The sequence below is a fragment of the Nostoc sp. CALU 546 genome, assembly GCF_048836525.1.
Genome location: NZ_JAWJTF010000013.1, coordinates 26,428 through 45,916 on the forward strand (window position 1 = coordinate 26,428; position 19,489 = coordinate 45,916).

Here is a 19,489-nt window from a genome sequence, read left to right on the forward strand (position 1 = left end):
TAATTACAATATAAAATTAATTCCCTTCAATATATGATTATTAATCCGCATCAGCTTCTTACTCGGATGGATTTTGGGAATGAAGCTGGAGATGATGTACAGGAATCCGAAATTTTAAATTTCTTTGTTGAACAGTCATCCTTTCATAAATTCCTCAGCCCTACGAGAAATATTCTGTTAGCTACCGCTAAAAAAGGAGTTGGAAAATCTGCTTTAATAAGGTGGATCGAAGCCAAAATTAAAGAGGAGCATGGAGATAATGTACTTGTCATCAGTTGTAAAGGAAGCGATTTAGTTCGTTCAAATTTTAAACTCTCATCTGAACTTAAATTGCCAAATGATTATATCCAAGACTGGATGGTACGTATTTGCGCTCTTGTAAATCGCTATATTGGTGCAGAGTTAAATCTAGCATTTGGAGATGATGCAATTACTTTAGTGGAAAGTGCAGAGTTGGATGGTTTCAAAAGCCGTAATCTTGTGTCTGCACTTACCGATAGACTAAGAAAACTAATCCCACAACAAGCAAGTACTGAAAAACTACATGCAACTAACGAAATAGAGCTTCTAAAACGTTTTGCAGGGAAAAAAGTATGGTTTTTAGTTGACGATCTTGATGCTACCTATCAGCGTACTGATCGTGAAAATTTAGAGCTAAGTACTTTCTTTTCAGCGTGTCGTTATCTTGCTGCTAAAGTTACTGGCATAAACTTCAGAATAACCATGCGGACAGATGTGTGGCCTTTGATACGGAGGTATGATGAGTCACTTGACAAATTTGAGCAGTATGTACATGACATCACTTGGAGCCAAGCTGACTTCCGAACCCTTCTATTTAAGCGGATTAAGTATCAGGTGGATTGTTTAAAAATCGAAATTTCTCCTTTACCTACATACACAACAGAAATTGAGATTGAAGAACATTACGTGAACCAAATCTTTCAAGCACGAACATTATGGGGTGAAAGTGAAAGACCCATGTATCAAATAATTTATACTCTCTCTTACCATAGACCTCGCTGGGCTATTCAACTATGTAAGCTTGCACAGGAAGAAGCTATTAGAGAAAAACAAGGATTAATTGCTAAACAGCACATAGATGCTATCTGGGGAGAATATGGCAGGAAACGTATTAGTGACCTGATTGCAGAACATAAGCATCAGTGTCGCAATGTAGAAGAGTTAATAAATAGCTTTAGAGGTGCAGAGCGTCGAATGACACGAGATGAACTAATTACATGGGTAACTAATCACATAACAAATCATCTTTCACCAGTTATAGAAGGTAAATCAGTAAAATCATCTCTAGATATCGCACACTTCTTGTTTAGGCTAGGCTTTATTGTTGCCAGAGCAGAAAAGGAAGATCAGGGATATGAACATTATTTCTTTTCTGATATGCCCGATTTTCTCTCAAGCAGAACAAATCAAGACTTCAACGTAATTTGGGAGATTCATCCATGCTACCGAGAAGCTTTAGATATTCAAAAACTTAATCAGCATCAGCAGAGGAGACGTAACTACGCTAGATAAACAAAGGCAACACAGCATCGTACTTCAACTCACCCGTTCAATCCCATAGGCAATACCGCTTTATCATCTCCTAAGTCACCACAGCTTCATCCTTGGAGGTCATTGGTGTCAAGTTAAGGCAGAAGCCCAAATGTCAAGCGACCTGGCGGCGTTGCGTCGGTGTCGCTGACGAACAGCTTTCACAAGACCCATAGAACGTTGATGCTCAACTAGCCAAGGAATCAGTTGTAGTTGTGAATTGTGCGATCGTGCGCGATGGAAAAAATATAAACTGCGAAACACCATTTCTACGGAAATACGCTCTAACGGCTGCTGTAAAGCGATCGCTACATCAGCACACAAGTCATTCAGAACAGCGTAGAAAATCCAAGTAGCGTATATTTGCATTTGTACACCGTTAGTACCACCAACCCACAGATAGGACAAGCCCAACAATCGCTTAGTCAATAAAAATGCGTCCTCAATCCGCCAACGTCGTCGGTATAAATCACAAACTTCTTTTGCCGAAAGCTGTTGTGGGTCAAGAACATTAGTTAAATAATGATACCAAGTCTTACCCCACAATACTGATACTAGGCGCATGGGATGGTGGCAAGGGTGAGTGTGATTCAATCCCATGTGAATAATTTCATCTTTGTAGTGAGAGCCAAGAGACAAGTACACGTGTTACCCGATATGTCACCAAATTCTTCTGGCGTGTGAGTACATACTTGCCAGCTGCGGTAAGAGAATCAAACCACTCGAAGCCATAAAATCCCATGTCTACTATCAGTAAGCCACCATCAGGTAAACGTTCTAACAGTGCTTGCCACCAACGAGTCTCATTCATTTTGGCATCAGCATCATACCAAATTGCTACTGGAGTGTGAGTGAAAGCTTCTACAACCATCAGTATTTTTCCTGCCAACACCGTACCTGTTTTTTCTTGCAGTTGTCCGAAGTGTTTTTTCATCGCTTCGAGTGTTGAGGCATCTCCAATCCAGATAGCGGTAAATCTTTGTGCTACTGATGACCAAGCTGGGGCTAATTCTCTTACGCTCCTTTTCACTGCCAGACGCTCTATCACTTGCTCGAATAATTTTGCAAATAGTGTAGCCGGCAAACTATTGAGTCTTTGTGACAACGCTTGCTTACTCACTTTTGTTGCTTTCACCCACATTAATCCCTCTATTTCTAGCGATCGCAATACATCTGTGAGATGCTGTATTTGTCGATACACTATACTCAATACTATTGCTGCCATTACTGGCAAGGTCAGTACTCGTGAACGCAAGCTCCGTTCTTTGTCTTTTACCTCTTTGAGGTTAGCTGTAGGTTCCTGGGCTGACTAGTTCAAACAGGCGTGATTCTATCTCTTGGCTGGCTGGGGCAGGTACGCTGACTCGATGGCGAAAATCTGGATTCCCTTGCTTTTTCCGTGGTTTACTCATGGCTTTTCAACACCCCTGTGTTAATTGACTTTTACCATTGATTTGCCCACTCTTGACAGCCATCTATTTTTCTTAACTTGACACCAATGGAGATTAGTCCATCTCATTGACGATAAAGTTGATTTAGAAGATTTCTAAATTTGTGTCAAAAAGATATGTTCGAGATTAGTCCATCTCATTGCCCAGTGCGACCCTGCCCGTTAAATCCAGAATCCTAGAGATGACCACATACCGCCAATTAACAATTTGGGATGTGCTGGATGAGTTGTCTGAATCTCCACCAACTTCTTCCCTTGATGCTATGTGGGATTGTTTGGATGCCGAGCTAGAAAATTTACCCTTGGAGGCACAGTTATTAACCGCAGCGCTTGCTTTCAATCAAATTGCGGATATTCTTAAGTCTCGTGCCGAAGTGCTGTTGCAAGATACCCACGATCGCAATAGTCTTTTGGGGCCAATTGTTAGCGCCGATCTCTTTGCTGGTCTAGTGCGGACAACAATGCACCTAGATTTAGATGATTTGATTGAACCGGAAACACCACAAACCTTTAAACCACACGGCCCACACCAATTTTCATATCCTAACCAGGAGGGTGATTCTGTAGCAGCACCTGTTGAAAAAGCGAATGTTTTGGTAATGCTCGATGAGGTGACGAGTTTAGAAGATGTCCACAAGCTGGCGGGTGATGAACATGTGGAAAAATGGCTTAGTGCGATCGCTAACTACCTTGCACATATTAAAGGTGAGATTTCTTTAACTCAACTCCAAGGTGGATTAAAAATGCCTTTGGTAGAGGTTTGGCTGGGACTGTTGCTGGGTAATTTTACATTAGAGCAACGTGGAGATTTTTATAGTAGCCAGGATATTTGGGTAATTACAAACGCTGATAAACTTGTTATAAAATAGGGTTATAGCTAGGATAAAGTGGATAAAAATAGTCTAGAAATTAATTTTTGGCTATTAAGTAGTAGAAATTTTTGTATGAACAATTCAATTATTTGCTGACAAAATTAAATTGAGAATATTTAGAGAGCGAGAGTTAAGAAAGTAATTTGCTTTAAACAAACTCCGACGAATTTGTGCCAAATCGTAACTTTTAAAAATTACCCAAGGAAAATCAGGGTAGCCATTACCAATAGGAAGAAAATCATTAGCAGGGTATAAAGCTTTAATATAACGCTCTAGTAAAATACGAAAATCAGAACTCATAGGAGAATTTGCATCTCCTATGAATGAGGATTGAAGAATTTCATCCTTTAACAAAAAATGTAGGGGAATAGCTAAGTACTGATCGCTAAAATTACTAGAATCGCTTATTTGCTGAGTGTTACCCTCATTTTGGAGCAGGTGTTCTATAAAATCAATGGCAAACAAAATTTCATTTTTGATATTTTCTGAATAATCACCTTGACTAATATTTTTTAGTGCATTCCTAAAGTTTGTTGTTATATAAGAGCGAATTTGAGAATAAGGATCTATACTATAACGTGATGTTACAGTATGATTATTCATTGGGATAATCAATAATGAACCCTCCATGTAAACCTGCGGACTAATTTCTATTTCTAACAATTCAGCCATACAGGAACATTGGTCAAAGAAAAAATCCACTCCTAGCTCCAACAAGGACAGCAAGCTAATTTTTTTTCTAGCTGGTTGCTGGACAACAGAAGAATTGGATATGCGAGGAGATTGAATTAGAAACTCGGATGACTTAAATAAAGTAAACAGATTTTCACAAACAAGTTTAATATCCTGGTCATCTGGATGTAGCCGCTGGTGACTTCGTAGTAACTGCATCAAAGATTTAATCCGAGTGCTGAAAGTCTCACCGCTTGAATATATCGCTTTACCACCGACGGGAATCATGGCTACGTTGTGTCCACCTAAATTCCCAGCACCCAAAATTCGCGTCATTATCGCCGCCCGTAAGACGAGTAGAGAACCTATTAAATTCGCGGCGCGGGTACTTTTACTTTGTTGATTATTAGGTGCATTTGTAAAAACTTTTTCAATAATGTAAACTGTTATTTTCTTATGAGCGCGGTCATTATTTTGTCCCTCACCAAACTCACCTCTACCTCGATAAATTACCTGAATTATCTCCATCAGGTTATTTTCTATCTGAAATCTTGGTAGTTCAACAATTATGTGTTTAGCAAGGGGAAAAGAAATACCGCGAGCCGCAGATGATGTCATAAACACTACCCGTACCTGATTCTTGCGTTTGAGCAGCATTTCCAGATCAGCTACTTGGGAATGTATCTCTAGATAAATCTCATTTTTCTCGAAGCCAAAAAGTCTCTTTTTGACTAGGGAAATTAATTGTCTTAGACGTTGTTTATCCTGGATATAAACAATTAATTGTCCTAATTCTGGGTGATTAACATAGTGGATTATTTCGTTTATTAAAGACTCATCTCGTGCTGATTGACCAGGTGTAAATTTAATGGAACCATCATCGTTGATTTTGTTCACTTCAAAAAACACTTGGTAAGTTAGCTCAATTTGTTTAGCTGGATATGAGTTAACATTAATAACAGCAGAATCAACATTGCCTGGCGGTGCAGAATAACCGCCAAAAGACAGATAACTAACTTCTAATGGTTCTTGCTTTTTATCAACAAAAGAACAATAGATTTTATCTGGTTCCGCTTCCTTTGTACCGAGATGTGGTTTAACAACATCAAGACCTGTAAGAGAAGCATCGGCAATAATCAACTTTGTATTGAAACCGTATGAAGGGTCAAATAACTCAAGTTTTTTTCCTAACCATTTCTTCATAGAGTGAAACCACTCAACTCCAGCATTGTCACCTGTTACTTCGTCAATCATGACAATGATATGCTTCAGGCGTGAAGATAATTCACTCATTAACTCCGGAATTACATCACCATTATTTGTAACTGAACGAAATAGTCTCTCGAAATTATCTAATGAGTCACCTCCACTATTCAATTTGCGGAGGGATTGAGTTGAGCAGGTAATGACAATTTTATTTTTTTGCTGTTTGATGAGAATATGACCTGCGTCACATAAACTTCTAATAACTCCGGTTCCGGATTTGTTGTTGTAGCCGAGTGAAGAGCGGGACTGACGATTTATTAAATTCTTTCGGTTGGTATTCCGTTTTTTATCATATTCTGCACCATGAAAAGTTACCCCTAAGCTTTCAAAAGTTTGGTTATTGCCATTAGAATAATATCTCACTGTAGGCTGGTTATTATTGGTAGCAATCAGAGCGTGACTCGTGGAAATACAATACAGGTCATCAGCAAACAAATTACCTGTTTTTGTATCTATAAATTTATTAATCGTGTCTTCGTTTACAGAGAGACGCGGACTAATGTAGAAAAACAGGAAACCCTCGTCAGCATGATCGCGGATAAAATTCACCACCGCTGTTGTTTTACCAATACCCGGATTCCCGGTTAGAAATAGATTACGATAATTACCTAACAGATGTTCCTGAATTATTTTTGCGTGGGCATTTATTAAAGAAATTTGCTCAGTTAGATGGTATTTTTCACTGATTGAAGTATCTAAAAAATCTGAGGGATTATTAAAATTTGTAAGTGTTTCACTGAAACACACAGTTTTCTCTTCTGTAACATTAGTATCACATAATGAGTCCACAAATTTGTGGACTTTTTGTTCATGAGAAAGTTTATCTGGCTGAGATTTTTCTTTTACCGAAATTCCTACTTGTTCAAGCGAACGTGAAAGACAATATACAGCATTTTTTTTAATTAAATTAAGCATCTTAAACAGCGCATTTTCATAAGTATTGATAGAATTTTCTCTATCCGACTTTTGCCGTCCCTTCATCGATTTATATGCCTCGGCGCAAAGGTCAAGAATGTGAAAGTCCTCCCGGCTAACATTTAAGGTGCTAATTCCTCGTGTAGTGTAACCTATCGTTGTCACTTGTACGGTCGCATCCTTGGGTATTCTATTTTCTGAATCAAGAAATTTGACGAAACTTGCTGAGTATGATGCTGCCTGTACCAACTTAACAAAATCTTTGTCGTAATAAGAAAAAGCTGTAAGATAATCCTGAATATATTGCCCTATTAATTGCTGATTAGTCCCTTTTTGGGTGTCAATTTTTAATTGATGATAAACACTTTTGGACATTAAATAACGCAGTTCTGCTTTTAAATATCCAAGAATAGACGAAGCGCTTGATAAATTCCACAACTCAAACTGTTCTTGTTCATGTCTTGACTCATCATTATCTTTCTGAGAATTCAATTCATTATCCTGATTATTCTCCACAGTAAAGGCGGACAAATCAACACAAATAATGTAATATTCCTTGTTTTTTTCTCCGTCTTTCGACATCAGCATCAATGTATCCGCTTTTAAAAATTCTCCTGTGTCGGCATACTTATTTATATAAGGTGTAACCTTATCTGCGGTAATATCAAACTGCGAAAGAATCTGAGAGTATCGGTCATGTTGATGTTTTTCTAGCGTTCTCATACTGGCTTCGTCTGAGAGGCAGCATTGCATATACAGTAGTTCCCAGTTTCTATTAGAAGCGGACGAAAACTCCAAAGAGTCCATCAATTCCTTCCATAAACCTAAACCACCGAGATGACCTCGTAAAAGTAAAAATTTACCCCATGCTGCCCATATTCTTTGACTCTCCGCATCAATAAATCCTTCTAACAGTTTCATCTCAACAAGTTTATTGACTACTCCTCGATGATTGATACGTTTCAGGTCATCAATGAATAAATCCATGTGGGCATATTTCATCCCTGATTGATGAATGGCTGTCAATATTCCTGCGTTGAATGCTAACTCGAAAAGATGTCCCTGAGCTTCTCTTATTTTCATTTTTAATTTATTATAAGAATTCTATTCAGCTTTTCAACAATAATTTGCTGAGTTCATCAAGGTGTAATTGATATAAATAAAAATAAAATGTCTTATAATTCAATTAAAATTGAACTTGAACATTACCGTTTTCAATCTCCCAACGCTTATTTTCTAGTATCAAGTAAATTCGTTCTCGTAAAATTGGGTGGTTATAGTGCCTCACTAAGAAGTTATTATAATCTCTAGGGAGTTCTATCGATGGGTCTTTTATTTGGTATTTATCCAAAAAATCTTCAATCTCTTCAAGGAAGGCAAGTAGAATTTGAGATGAATTGGCAGAATCATTAATCACATCTTTTACATCTCTTGAGTCACTTAAGGCATTGTTAACTTCTGTCAACCATGCGAGATAATTCATTTGTACCCCAGGAATGCAATGCTTACCTCTTGCCGATGATCTGCCGATTGCATTATCGCCGATAATATCATTAAGCGGGTCAAGCTTAGGTAACAATTTCTCCGACTTGCCTTGTTTCTTTTCATATCTTGAATAATGCAATAGTGTCAAATAAAGCGTAATATCATTTTTTAATTGACCTTCCTTAATTAGACCATTCATAACCTTCGTCATGTCGAGTGCATCACCTGGATGAGCATTCAAAAGTGTTGAATAAGTCGTTGCAGTGTTATAAAAAGTCCTATCTTTCTCTATGGTCTTTACTGTAAGCAAATTAAAAAATATTACCTGGGAGCGATTGGGGTCATTAAATAAGTTACTTAGTTGTCGTACATCCTGAATATATAAGGTTTCTTCTTGAGTTTGATCGTCGATGCACAAGGCACTGTAACTGTCATATAAAGCAGGATATATGATTATATCATCTGCAATATCTTTGAGGAACTTTATTATATCCGGTGACATAAAAAATAATTCATTTTGTTGGTCTGTCACCCGCAATTGTTCAGAAAAGGGAGTTTTAGCGATGTATAAAACATCCTTAAAACCCTTATCGTACATCTCATTAATTACATCTCGAAGCGCCCACGGAGTGCGATGCAATTCATCTAACCAGTAATTGCCTGCTAAAGTTTTAACTCGATTTATCTTTATACCAGTTTCGGTGTCCTCCACCGCTACTATTTCACCTGTCAAATTCGCAATATAATTATCTTCCAAACGTGACGAACGAGCATCACACTTGTTACTAGACACCATTACTATTAATAATTTTTTTAGTATCCGTTTATCGTTATTTTTGCTATGGTATTTTTGAGGTAATACAGAGTACAGTGATTTTTTGGCATTAGCAATTCTAAAACGGTCGATTTTCGGTAACACTATCCCTTGAGAACTGATGAACATAAAGTCAGTTAATAAGTGATTCCATTCTTCAACCGTTTGATGAATTAGTGCTTCCTGTTGTGTTGTTTCTTCTTCCGGTGTTTCATGCAGTATCCACTGCCCTACAAATAAACTTTTGTTTTTTTTCACCCTACTAGTGAGAAGTTCTAGGATTATAAATCCAAGGGTCTTTAATGTAATCTCGTATTTGAAACGCCCTTCAAACGTAGCTTTTTCTAAAGGAACTTCCCCTATTTGAAACTCTATAATTGAGCCATCAAATACAACAGTGCTGAGTAAATCACTAGCTTCGTCAGCATTGTTAAGTGTATTAACTTTCTTCAGAAAGTCAGGTTTTTTACCTAATAATTGTGCTAGCTGTTTTATATTTTTCTTATCGCGTTCAAATTGTTGTGCATTATTAGATTGTACAAACTTATGGAAGACAGTGAGCATTTGTATATCGTCAGTTTGATAAGCCATATCAAACTCACATTTTTTTGCTGCTCGATAGAAATTATCTGTCTCAAATTTCAGCTTTACGGGTAGCTGGATAATTGCTTCTTTTGTTACCCCCTGTAGGGAAATAAAGATATGCTTGAGACATTGTTTCAAATTACCTGAAGAAAGTTCTTCTGCAAAAAATCTATCTGTACTACTTATTTCTGTCAGTTCAGAAACCAGTAATTTCTTTGATATCCCAATACTTATTTGTTTCTCATCTGATAATAAAAATTTTGGATATTTTAAATATTTTTGGATAATTTTTACTATTGCTTTTAGGTTGTGTGAAACTAAATATTGATTAATATCACTAACAAACTGCACTAACAAGTTTTGCTTATTTGCATCACTCTGATTATCTGGGTTACTGAAAATAGGCAATACTTTGTCTGTGAAATCTTTAACTACATCAAATTGGAGAACATCTTGATAACAAGAATTTACTTCCGAGGGATTAGGACACGCAAATGCAAAATAATAAAGAATAAAATATTTAATTATTTTTTCAACCTGCCAATCTGTTTTTTGCGGGGGGTTATCATCAATTGGTTGATTATTTAATTTTGAATTTGGGTTAATTATGTCAAGTCCGTAAGCGAATGAAGTACCGTATTTAACTGGATTATTGACGCGCCCATTGAATTTAAATTTTAATCCAAAAGTTATTGACGTTATACCTAAACGTGGGTCATCTGTCTGCCCAATACAACCATTAATTTGCCCAATGATAGGCAATTCCGAAAAAGCATCCCTACGAGAAAATAATTCTTTAATATTTACAGTCACACCCTGATATACTACATCGTAATAACTATCAGCTTTATTCGGGTCATTGATGAATTTTTCTAATAATCTAATGCGTCTACTGTAGTCTCTCAAATAAAATGATGCCTCATGGGATGATATTTTACGTGAATTTTCTCCTTTACCATCCTCATATATGACTTCTCTGTTTTTACTTAAATCGTTACATTCTTCACTAATAACTTTTGCCCAAAATTCTAAAAAATTTATCTCCGCTTCTCTTTTTAATCTTCCGATTGTTTCTTGATTAATTAATTTTTCAAGTAATGATAATTCCTGAGAGCCATGAATCTTGATAGACTCCAGATTAGTTCTTACATTGCCAATTACATAATCAGATATATCTGACTCATCATTCATCTTCAGACGAACATAGTTTTCTAGTGCCGTTAATACAAGTTCGCGGAATCTAGTTGCACTATTTATTTCTATGGTGACTTTGTGGTTTATAATCGCAGGATTATCAAACTCAGACTCCAAGGCTAGTTCTTGGCTACTTAATCCAGGCGATTGAGGGAAATCCCAGGTAAATAAGGAAGAGTCTTTAGCTTTTTTTGCCAAGGGCGTAAGCATTGAATCAATTAATTGCTCAATGATATTGTCTGCGATTTGTGCATTGTAATTTAAACCTGTGCTATTCCTAATTTCATCTATTAAAAGTTTGGATAAAGTCGCTTTTATTGATTTAATTTTGTCTTTAAATACCTCACGACAAGCATCGTTCATATTTATTGACGCTCGATATGTTTTTTCGTCTTTTGACAACGGTAATCTTATATCTTTAGCTTTAGCTATCTGGAAAGCAAAGGCATGAATATCAATGATTAACCTTAATCTCCCGTTATTAGAGTCTTTTGTCAAAGAAAATATTTTTCCCCCTGACTCTCCATTCAATTTCTCATCTATTTTTGAGAGCAAATCTCTATAATCTGGTCGCGGTAGTTGATTTCTTTCTTCCCTTAACTGATTCTGATTCTCCACTCTGTGTCGCCCCTTTTTTAGTTAAGTGAAACCGGGTTGTGTGTTGCTTACTTTTCCATGATTGGCTAAATATAATACAACTAATGTTCCGAAAAAATCATTTTATATTCACAAAAATAGACCCTTTTCAGGGAAAGTATATAGCCATTGCATGGAACCAGCTGACTGCGGCATTTCCAAGCCACTTTGTGACAATAATATCTACAGCCAGATCCTGCAATGACTTATGCAGTTGCCATTGCCATTTGCCGACAAGAATCCGCGCAGCGACGGTACCAAAAGCAGTTTTTGAGCAATGATGGTTGCTACAGGAACATCACAGCTATAACTAAAAAACACTACACTCCTTCGAGAAAACAGCAGAGTGGTGAAAATGGTCTTGGCAAGGCAATTTTCTAGCTTTGAGAAATATGCCTCCTCCCCCCATTTCTGTTAAAATTTTGAGATAAAAGACTTGTGTAACTATGCCCCCTGATAAATGAATACCTTGACATTTTTCCGCAGCTTGAGAAATCCGGTATTTGCAAGGCTGTACACTGCTCAGACCACTAGTTTATTGGGCGATGCACTTACTTGGGTGGGTTTAGCCCTTCTGACCTTTGAGTTAGCTGGAAAAATGCTGCGGTTGTGCTTTCAGTAGCTTTGACTCTGCGTGTCACTGCTTTTGTATTGCTGTCTACCCTTGCAGGTGCGATCGCAGACCGCCTCGACCGTAAGAAAATCATGGTTGTTACCCACATATTCAGAATGCTAATTGTGGGTATATTGCCTTTTGTGACGCAGATTTGGCAAGTTTACGTATTAATATTTGCGCTTAATGTCTTTAATGCTTTCTTCACCCCAACTTACCAAGCGACAATTCCATTAGTCACGGGTGAGAATGACTATGCAGGGGCGATCGCTCTTTCGGCTGCTACTTATCAAATTACTTGGTGTACTTGGCCCTGGTATCGCTGGAAGTGTCGCCGCCTTCATTGGTGCGAGACAAGTTTTCTTTTTGGATGCTCTCAGCTTTGCGATGCCTGCGGCGAGCGTAGCTATCGCGGCAGTCTTAATCTTCACCCTACCAGGTCAGCTCGTCGTTGCACAAAATCAACAGCCTTCCAGGACAACACGCCGAACATGGGGAGACATTAAAGACGGTACAACTCGCCTGCTTACAGATGCACCTATTCGTTACGCGCTAGCGATGCAGTTAGTCGCATCAATTGCCGGAGCGCAGATATTAGTAAATACTGTTGGCTATGTTCAAGGTACACTCAAATTGGGAGAAGTGCAGTACGGCTGGGTGATGGCAGCTTTTGGGATTGGTGCAACCCTGTGTGCAGTTGCGGTTGGTACGTTCAATAGAAGTTTGCCACCGTATAGGCATCCAAATCACTCTCACCTGTGAAATTCAGCCATCACGTCTCACCTTCTTGAAACACCAACTCCAACGAAAACGGTAGACACCCAGGATTGGCAGCTGCCCACTCATTGGCTTCTGCAATTAGAGTTTTGTTACCTGAATCGAGATAAAATTGCATTTTGGCACTCTGCTCCAGTTTTTCCCGTTCCTTGCCCCCAATTAAGCATCGTGCAATCAGGCAGTACTCTCTAGCTACACGTTTGGCGTAAGATGCTGCTTGGAGTCGCAACTTAGTCAGATTCTTCAGTTCTGACAAAGCGAGAGTTGCTGCTGAATCGCTTGAAGGTGTACTTTGTTCGCTAACTTCGGCTTTTTGTGACGTTTCAGGCGGCACAATTGCAGGTGTAGGCGCAGTAAGCGGAATAGTAACAGAATTGATTAATAAGTTTTTGTTATTGTAATTTTCAGCCGCGCTGGGGTTAGAAAGGTATTTGAAATTCTTATCTGAAGTACTTTCATTAAGATTTTCAGCTAATTCTATAATCTTTGAAGAAACTAATGAATTATCAGAATTATTGACACCTGAAGTTAAAGACAGATCCTGTGGTTGCAATAAATTCAATTCTTCGGAATTCTTAATTTTCTCAGATTCATCTTGTACCTGTAGTACAAATAATTCTCCTTGAGACTCAGCAACTTCTTCAAAGATTGCTGCTGCCAACTGCCCTGTAGGGGCATCGGCAGCAGGAGGTAAACAGTTACAAAAAACCTTCATATAGTAAAAATGACCGTCATTTTCCTTTTCGTAAGGATTTTGAGCAGTCTGCTTGGCAAATGAGTTTTCAAAACTATTAAATTGCTCGTCATTGCTTGATTGATAAGGCTTTGAGGTATTTTCTGCCCACGGGTCTAAGATGTAGCGTGTGGGATGCCACAAATGCAAGTGCTTTTGTAGTGTCTCTTGTGAGATAGTTTTGTGAAAGCGGCGCTTGTATTCAGCACGTATCACTTTACCCCGTTCAGTAGCCCCTACTGGCAACCCTCTATCCCACTCTATTGCCCTTACTACTATCTGGATGCGTTTTTGGGCTTTTTGGCTGCGTTCCCAGTTCTGTTGCTTACGACGGTCAAATGGGATTACGTTGTCTTTGGGTTTATCAATGCTGCTAATGCCTGCTATGGCTTCTGCAAATGTGTTGGCGAATGTACCCAACAACCTTTCGGGATAACTAATGTAGGCGCTGTACCATTTGTTGCGAATTGTGGATTCTACCCAATGCCGCACTCTAGCTTCGATTTCGTGTTGGTGTCGGCAATATTGGCTGTAGCCTGGGGCGTTAATTGCGGTAGTAAGGCAAAATTCAACTAATTTATCACTCTCTAAGTCTAAAAAGACGATTCCGTACCCTACGAAGATTTGTAGGAGGGTGTTTGTTTGTCCTTTTCCTGTCCAGCCTGTGCTGATGATTTCTTCCCAGTTGGCACGCCACTGTACAACGTCAGCAGATTCTTGCTTGCGATATCTCTCCCGTGAAATTTGTTTTTTGGCTTTGTTCGCTACCCGTTTTAGTTTGGTTAAATCTTGCCGACTGGCCGCGCGATCGCAATAATCGAGGAAGATAGAAACTGAGTCGCTAATTGGTTGTAGGTCATCATTAAGTAAAAATGACCCGCTACCCGGTTGCATGGGGCAACGGATGGCTTTGTAGTTAGTTATTTGTTTGGCACTATATGGTTTGGTATTGGGGAAGATTTCTAGGTGTCCTTGGCGCAGGATAAAGCTTGCGTTTCTTAAGGTAATCTCTAGGGCGCAGGCTAGGGGAAAGGTGGGTAGGGGGGATGCGAAGCTTAGGATTAGGTGATAACCGCCACTAAAGCTGGACTGGAGGATGATGATATCGACTATGCCGATGTCCTCTAGCACCGCTTTGATGCGATTTATGGATTCAATGTTATGGTAGTCGCCTTCTAGGTCTAAATCGATTGTGGCGTAACGTGTTGTGTCGTTAAAGCGCAGACCTACTAGTTTCGACTTGTCTTGGTGCAGGTTCCACAGTTGGGAGGGTTGGAGATAATAATCGATAGTGCGCCATGCTGGTTTTACACCTTGTGCTTGATTTGGGGCAATTATCGCCCCAAATGGATGCCAAAAGCGCTCTACGTAGCGTTTACCCACGGATTCTGCGGGCAGGTGGGGTTTGATTTTCTTTTTTGAAGGCTGTGAAAGACTTAATTGGGGCTTGTTCTCAACATCTGAAGAGAAATTTTCTTGGAACATGAGTGACTGTCCTGATGATTTTTGTGCATCAGGTAGCCTCGCTGTTGGTCAAAATGTGTTAGCCTAAATTTGAAATTTTATTTTGAATTAAGCGGTTGGTTATCCGCTTGTTGGAGGCGACTGGTAATCGTCTCGTGGTTGAAAGCAAACAAAGCTTTATACTTGTTTAGGCTTAGACATACGTAGGCTTAGACTGGCATTTAGTCCAACACGCTTCACCAACAACAATGCGACTACCCAACTTTTTTTTGGTAATTATTTAAATGAGGCAGTTCGAGCGAAGTTGTCACTAAATCGACATTCTTAGTTTTGGGATAACAATGCAAAGCTAGTAACACCCACAAGCGTCACCCCGCATTGGCTCTTATTAGTACAACTGGTGAAGATGAAATTGCTCATACTCCACCACCGAGTTAAAAAACAAAAAACAGTCAAATATCTTGATACGAGTTCAGCACCCACAATAGTGAACTCGTATTGCAATTAGTATTGAGATGCTAATCTAGTAAGTAATGTTAAATTGTGGGATAAATTCTCTGCTAGATTAACTGCTTACAGCTACCTATGCAGCACAAATCTTATCCTTTTTTCTATTTGTAGAAACTTCCATTGCTTTCATTTGGGTCTTATAATCTTCCCAAGTTTTTTCAAATACGTCAGACTCATACATCCGCAATAAAACCTCCTCTTTATCAGTTAAATTAGGAAGTTTCAACAACTCCGCCAAAGACACTTGAACTGGGAAAACATCACTAAACTTTTGCATTAAGTGAAATATTCTCTTCCTCTGTGACGCAGATGGTTCATCCTGCAATTCTGCATCAATTTGTCGCGGACGTAGATTCACAATTTCTAGGCTCATATTCCCTAAATTCCTCAATCCAAACACAACAAACTCATTAGTTATACCAATAACCCGTCCCACAATTTCCAACTCGGGCCGCAGTCTCTTTTTGAATTGATATACTTGGTCAAGCTGGAAACGTCGAAACGGATTGCGCTCGCCATTCAGCATCCAAGCAATACCATCGCCTATACTACCTATCTCCGTAGCCTCCAGAAGGTCTATTACCTGGTAACAGATATCTTGATTACAAACAAACTTGTATGCTGCATCAATACTTCGGTTAAACTCCATCTCCAGTGCAACAACTGCCTTAAATTTTTCCAGTTCTCGTAATTGAGAAATAAACTCAAAAACTTTCTTACCCTTGTGATAACTACCAACGCTTATATTTAGATTCTCCGAGACCTCCTGAATCACTCGCTTGCCCTTCCCTAATTGAGACTTACTCTCAGTTACCGAATGATTCAAATTTGAATCATTCGATTGATTCAAACGACGAGCGCTTTGGCGCTGTCTTTCTTTCGCTTGGGGACGAAGTACGCTCTCCCAGTACTGCCCCTCGTGAAATTTCTGGTAATGAGTCTTCCCACCTTCGCGATGAAGATTAAAGTCAAGCACTAGTTTCAAATCTTCTTCAGGCGAACCAGACTCGACAAATTCCACTTTCACAGTGGAAATTCCTAACTGGCGAGCTATCTGCAAGCGACACTTACCTGCCAAGACTACATTGACACCAGTACGTGCAGATACCTTTAAAGATTCAAGAATCCCTTTTTCAGAGATACTTTTTTCTAAAGCCGGACGTTCCTCATTCTCACCATATATTTCTATCAGCTTCGGATGAACAACCAACTCCGCAGGTGAAATATATACAATTGCCGGATTCTTCACCTCAGACATATTTATACTCCGGGTCACAAATTGTCACTCAAAAGATAGGTTCCATCTTGAAAAACCTAAGCAGAAAGCAGAAAAATCTTAACCAGCAAGACTTATAGCACTTTCATCCCTTGGAAAAAGTGACAAGTTGAAAAAATAATTAAATCTTGTAAATGGCAAAGGATTAACTACCAGAAAAACTCAAGGGAGAGAATTTTCTCGCGCAGTAAACTATTATTCCCAACCCATTGAAAACCAATATGACTGAAGAGATATTTAAATTACTGGCATTTAAAAAAAAGCATCTATCTAAAGATAGATTTGTAAAACTGGGTAAATTCATGATATGATGGCTCTAGATAACTAAATTGACAAAACAAAGTTCCGTCCTGTTTTAGTAACAGGTGGGGTTGTTTTTTCCTCAAAGCCCTGTTTGCAGCAGGGCTTTGAGTGAATCTTTAGGAAAAATGAACTCTACAAAAAAAGTATATCAGGCTTCATTCGATTTGGCAAAATTGTAGGTTTAAGCGGGGTAAATACTAAAATGCCTCATATTCAAGTATTGAATCCTATTGAAAAGCAAGTATTAGAGAATATAGCAGCCACCGGCAGCGATGAAATGATCAAGAGAGCAAACATCCTGCTAGAACTTAATCGTGGGGAAAATCATAAAAATATAGTAAAAAAACTTGGTATAGCGAAGCAAACAGTAACAAACTGGAAGAAAAAGTGGACATCTTGTACCATAACATCGGAAACCTTGGAAGATGCGATCGCAAAGATAAATAATGTATTAGGTGTGAACGCAGGCAGACCTAAGAAGTGCAAGAGCGCAGAGGCGAGCAAAATTGTCGAAATCAGCGAATGGAGCAAGAACCGAAAACCCAGTCGTTCAAAGCACCATTACCATATGCAAGTTGCTGAAGAAGCTACTCGCAGGGGGTTGCCAGCACTATCGCCAAGAAGTATAGGTCGGATCTTGGAAGCGCAACCCTAATAGCATCAAGCTCAAATCAAGCTAACGGGCAATCCTATCTTTTCATTACGCCAAAATAACAACCAAGTCGCCGAAACTATCAAGTTAAAAGGAATGCCTGAATTGTCGCCAACAACAATTAGTTGCCTCCTATAAGCAAAAGGAGCAGTAAGAAAAATTGATAATTCCCTTAAACCATTCCAACCACTGGGATGGTTTAATTTTTGCATCTATCATAATTCAGTAAAAATACATAACGTAGTACAGTCAAGTGTTGGGTAACAAGCGAATAGCACTAATACCATAGCAGTATATTTAGCAACATTGCGATTGTGAACGTCTAATGGAAGATTTATCGCGCCAAAGTGAGTGTGGTTGGGCAAATCGAGAGAGAATAGGTTTGATATCGAAAATTACCCTTTTCGCGCCCAATGCTATGTCTGATACTCCATATTCCCCCAGACGGGCATCCCCAAAAGCAAACGATGATACCGGATTTGACTCGGCGGTAGAGTCATTAAAAAAATCTCTTTCAGCCCCAATTGAGCGGTATTTTGCCGCAACAGAGGATGAACAGGATGTCATTGCTTTGATGCTCGCCAATATTCGCGCACCCAGCACCCGGCGCGAATACCAGAAAGATTTGCGGAAATTTTTTGTGGCGATGACTGGTATTGAGCCGAATGTTGATAGCGTGTTGGAGTTTTTGCACCTGACCGAGAAACGGGCGGTGGCGGTGGTGTTGAAATATAAGGCAAAGCTACTGGCTATTGGGTTGAAAGAAGCAACGGTCAACCGTCGCCTCAGCAGCATTAAATCATTGGTGAAGTTTGCCCGCAAGCTAGGTGTGTGTAGCTACACGCTAGAAGATGTAGAGTTGGAAAAGGTAAAAGCGTATCGAGATACTACCGGGGTGGATGCTCAAAGCATCAACAGTGTAATCCAGCTAATTGAGCGCTCAACTGTTCACGGCCAAAGAGATTATGCGCTATTGCGGCTGTTGTGGGAAAATTTACTGCGACGCAATGAGGTGAGTCAATTAAATATAAAAGACTTCGACCCACACGAAAGCAGATTGCGGATTTTGGGAAAAGGGCAAGGTACGAATGATGAATGGGTAAAACTGTCAGTAGCAACAGTTAATGCTATCTGTGATTGGTTGCAAGTTCGGGGCAATATCACCGCCTCCTCACCCCTATTTATCGCCCTTGATAACCGCAGTAAAGGGCATCGCCTCACTGGGGACGGCATCCGCAAAATTGTTGTCAATTATTTTGATGCAGCTGGTGTAAAAAAGTTAATGTCACCCCACCGCATCCGCCACAGTGGGATTACAACTCTTTTGGAAGCAACCCAAGGGGATGTGCGAAAGACGCAAAAAGTCAGCCGTCATGTCAAGCTGGATGTATTAATCCAGTATGACGATAACCGCAAACAAGGTCAGTCAGAAATGACAAATTTGTTGGCAGATATGATTGACTAAATGGATGCGTTAGCCAGGAAGTCACCTCCTGATTTGGCTGGCTACAAAAGCGATAACAGGCTTTGCTCAAATTGTGCGCCAACAACTCCTGAACAACTCCAACAGTGGCTAACTAACTGTTGCAGACAGTAGTAATCTGACTGCTTTTTGGTAGAGGCGATGACCTCCGGTCGGTCGGAGACCATCGTCTCCGGCGGGCGCACTCATGCGCTCCAAAATGATAGTGTCAAGGTAGTTATCTTTTCGGGATGACACA

11 protein-coding genes and 2 pseudogenes are annotated in these 19,489 nt (G+C 39.4%); 6 read left to right on the top strand and 7 right to left on the bottom strand.

Features of this window, described 5'->3' with window-relative positions; genetic code table 11:
* Positions 1-33: 33 nt before the first annotated feature.
* Positions 34-1,533 carry a P-loop ATPase, Sll1717 family gene (locus RRG12_RS09150; protein WP_104902242.1) on the top strand — a complete coding sequence of 500 codons (1,500 nt, stop codon included), beginning with the start codon at positions 34-36 and terminating at the stop codon, positions 1,531-1,533.
* A gap of 108 nt (positions 1,534-1,641) precedes the next feature.
* Here the strand turns inward: RRG12_RS09150 and RRG12_RS09155 are convergent.
* Positions 1,642-2,963, bottom strand: a pseudogene (locus tag RRG12_RS09155) (IS4 family transposase).
* Positions 2,964-3,183: 220 nt separating this feature from the next.
* On the opposite strand from RRG12_RS09155, the gene RRG12_RS09160 reads away from it, so the two are divergent.
* The gene (locus tag RRG12_RS09160; protein ID WP_104902241.1) at positions 3,184-3,870 is read left to right on the top strand and encodes a hypothetical protein; all 687 of its coding nucleotides are present in this window, start codon (positions 3,184-3,186) and stop codon (positions 3,868-3,870) included.
* A gap of 84 nt (positions 3,871-3,954) precedes the next feature.
* On the opposite strand, the gene RRG12_RS09165 is transcribed toward RRG12_RS09160, so the two are convergent.
* Both RRG12_RS09165 and RRG12_RS09170 read right to left on the bottom strand, forming a co-directional pair.
* The gene (locus RRG12_RS09165; protein ID WP_420759031.1) at positions 3,955-7,809 is read right to left on the bottom strand and encodes an ATP-binding protein; all 3,855 of its coding nucleotides are present in this window, start codon (positions 7,807-7,809) and stop codon (positions 3,955-3,957) included.
* 103 nt (positions 7,810-7,912) lie between these two features.
* Positions 7,913-11,422 carry a hypothetical protein gene (locus RRG12_RS09170; protein ID WP_420759032.1) on the bottom strand — a complete coding sequence of 1,170 codons (3,510 nt, stop codon included), beginning with the start codon at positions 11,420-11,422 and terminating at the stop codon, positions 7,913-7,915.
* 219 nt (positions 11,423-11,641) lie between these two features.
* Between RRG12_RS09170 and RRG12_RS09175 the strand changes: the two genes are divergently transcribed.
* The gene (locus RRG12_RS09175) at positions 11,642-11,821 is read left to right on the top strand and encodes a hypothetical protein (protein ID WP_375467119.1); all 180 of its coding nucleotides are present in this window, start codon (positions 11,642-11,644) and stop codon (positions 11,819-11,821) included.
* Positions 11,822-11,900: 79 nt separating this feature from the next.
* Positions 11,901-12,782, top strand: a pseudogene (locus RRG12_RS09180) (MFS transporter); the annotation flags it as partial.
* A gap of 43 nt (positions 12,783-12,825) precedes the next feature.
* Here RRG12_RS09180 and RRG12_RS09185 read toward each other — a convergent pair.
* Entirely contained in the window at positions 12,826-15,048 is a 2,223-nt protein-coding gene (locus RRG12_RS09185) for a hypothetical protein (protein WP_420759033.1), read from the bottom strand.
* A 562-nt stretch (positions 15,049-15,610) separates the two neighbouring features.
* Positions 15,611-16,795 (bottom strand): hypothetical protein, encoded by a 1,185-nt coding sequence (locus tag RRG12_RS09190; protein WP_420759034.1) that lies wholly within the window; start codon positions 16,793-16,795, stop codon positions 15,611-15,613.
* A gap of 523 nt (positions 16,796-17,318) precedes the next feature.
* Here RRG12_RS09190 and RRG12_RS09195 point away from each other — a divergent pair.
* Positions 17,319-17,771, top strand: coding sequence for a helix-turn-helix domain-containing protein (locus RRG12_RS09195; protein WP_094353448.1), 453 nt, complete (start codon positions 17,319-17,321; stop codon positions 17,769-17,771).
* An 11-nt stretch (positions 17,772-17,782) separates the two neighbouring features.
* Here RRG12_RS09195 and RRG12_RS09200 read toward each other — a convergent pair whose 3' ends face one another.
* Positions 17,783-17,980 carry a hypothetical protein gene (locus RRG12_RS09200; RefSeq protein ID WP_196519202.1) on the bottom strand — a complete coding sequence of 66 codons (198 nt, stop codon included), beginning with the start codon at positions 17,978-17,980 and terminating at the stop codon, positions 17,783-17,785.
* A gap of 113 nt (positions 17,981-18,093) precedes the next feature.
* On the opposite strand from RRG12_RS09200, the gene RRG12_RS09205 reads away from it, so the two are divergent.
* Positions 18,094-19,233 (top strand): tyrosine-type recombinase/integrase, encoded by a 1,140-nt coding sequence (locus tag RRG12_RS09205; protein ID WP_420759035.1) that lies wholly within the window; start codon positions 18,094-18,096, stop codon positions 19,231-19,233.
* A 108-nt stretch (positions 19,234-19,341) separates the two neighbouring features.
* On the opposite strand, the gene RRG12_RS09210 is transcribed toward RRG12_RS09205, so the two are convergent.
* Positions 19,342-19,488 (bottom strand): hypothetical protein, encoded by a 147-nt coding sequence (locus tag RRG12_RS09210; protein WP_420759036.1) that lies wholly within the window; start codon positions 19,486-19,488, stop codon positions 19,342-19,344.
* Position 19,489 lies beyond the last annotated feature (1 nt).

Coding starts and splice junctions, on each gene's coding strand:
- RRG12_RS09150 (WP_104902242.1), top strand. CDS start 34: ATGATTATTAATCCGCATCAGCTTCTTACTCGGATGGATTTTGGGAAT.
- RRG12_RS09195 (WP_094353448.1), top strand. CDS start 17,319: ATGCCTCATATTCAAGTATTGAATCCTATTGAAAAGCAAGTATTAGAG.
- RRG12_RS09165 (WP_420759031.1), bottom strand. CDS start 7,809: ATGAAAATAAGAGAAGCTCAGGGACATCTTTTCGAGTTAGCATTCAAC.
- RRG12_RS09200 (WP_196519202.1), bottom strand. CDS start 17,980: ATGCAAAAATTAAACCATCCCAGTGGTTGGAATGGTTTAAGGGAATTA.
- RRG12_RS09205 (WP_420759035.1), top strand. CDS start 18,094: ATGGAAGATTTATCGCGCCAAAGTGAGTGTGGTTGGGCAAATCGAGAG.
- RRG12_RS09185 (WP_420759033.1), bottom strand. CDS start 15,048: ATGTTCCAAGAAAATTTCTCTTCAGATGTTGAGAACAAGCCCCAATTA.
- RRG12_RS09190 (WP_420759034.1), bottom strand. CDS start 16,795: ATGTCTGAGGTGAAGAATCCGGCAATTGTATATATTTCACCTGCGGAG.
- RRG12_RS09160 (WP_104902241.1), top strand. CDS start 3,184: ATGACCACATACCGCCAATTAACAATTTGGGATGTGCTGGATGAGTTG.
- RRG12_RS09175 (WP_375467119.1), top strand. CDS start 11,642: ATGACTTATGCAGTTGCCATTGCCATTTGCCGACAAGAATCCGCGCAG.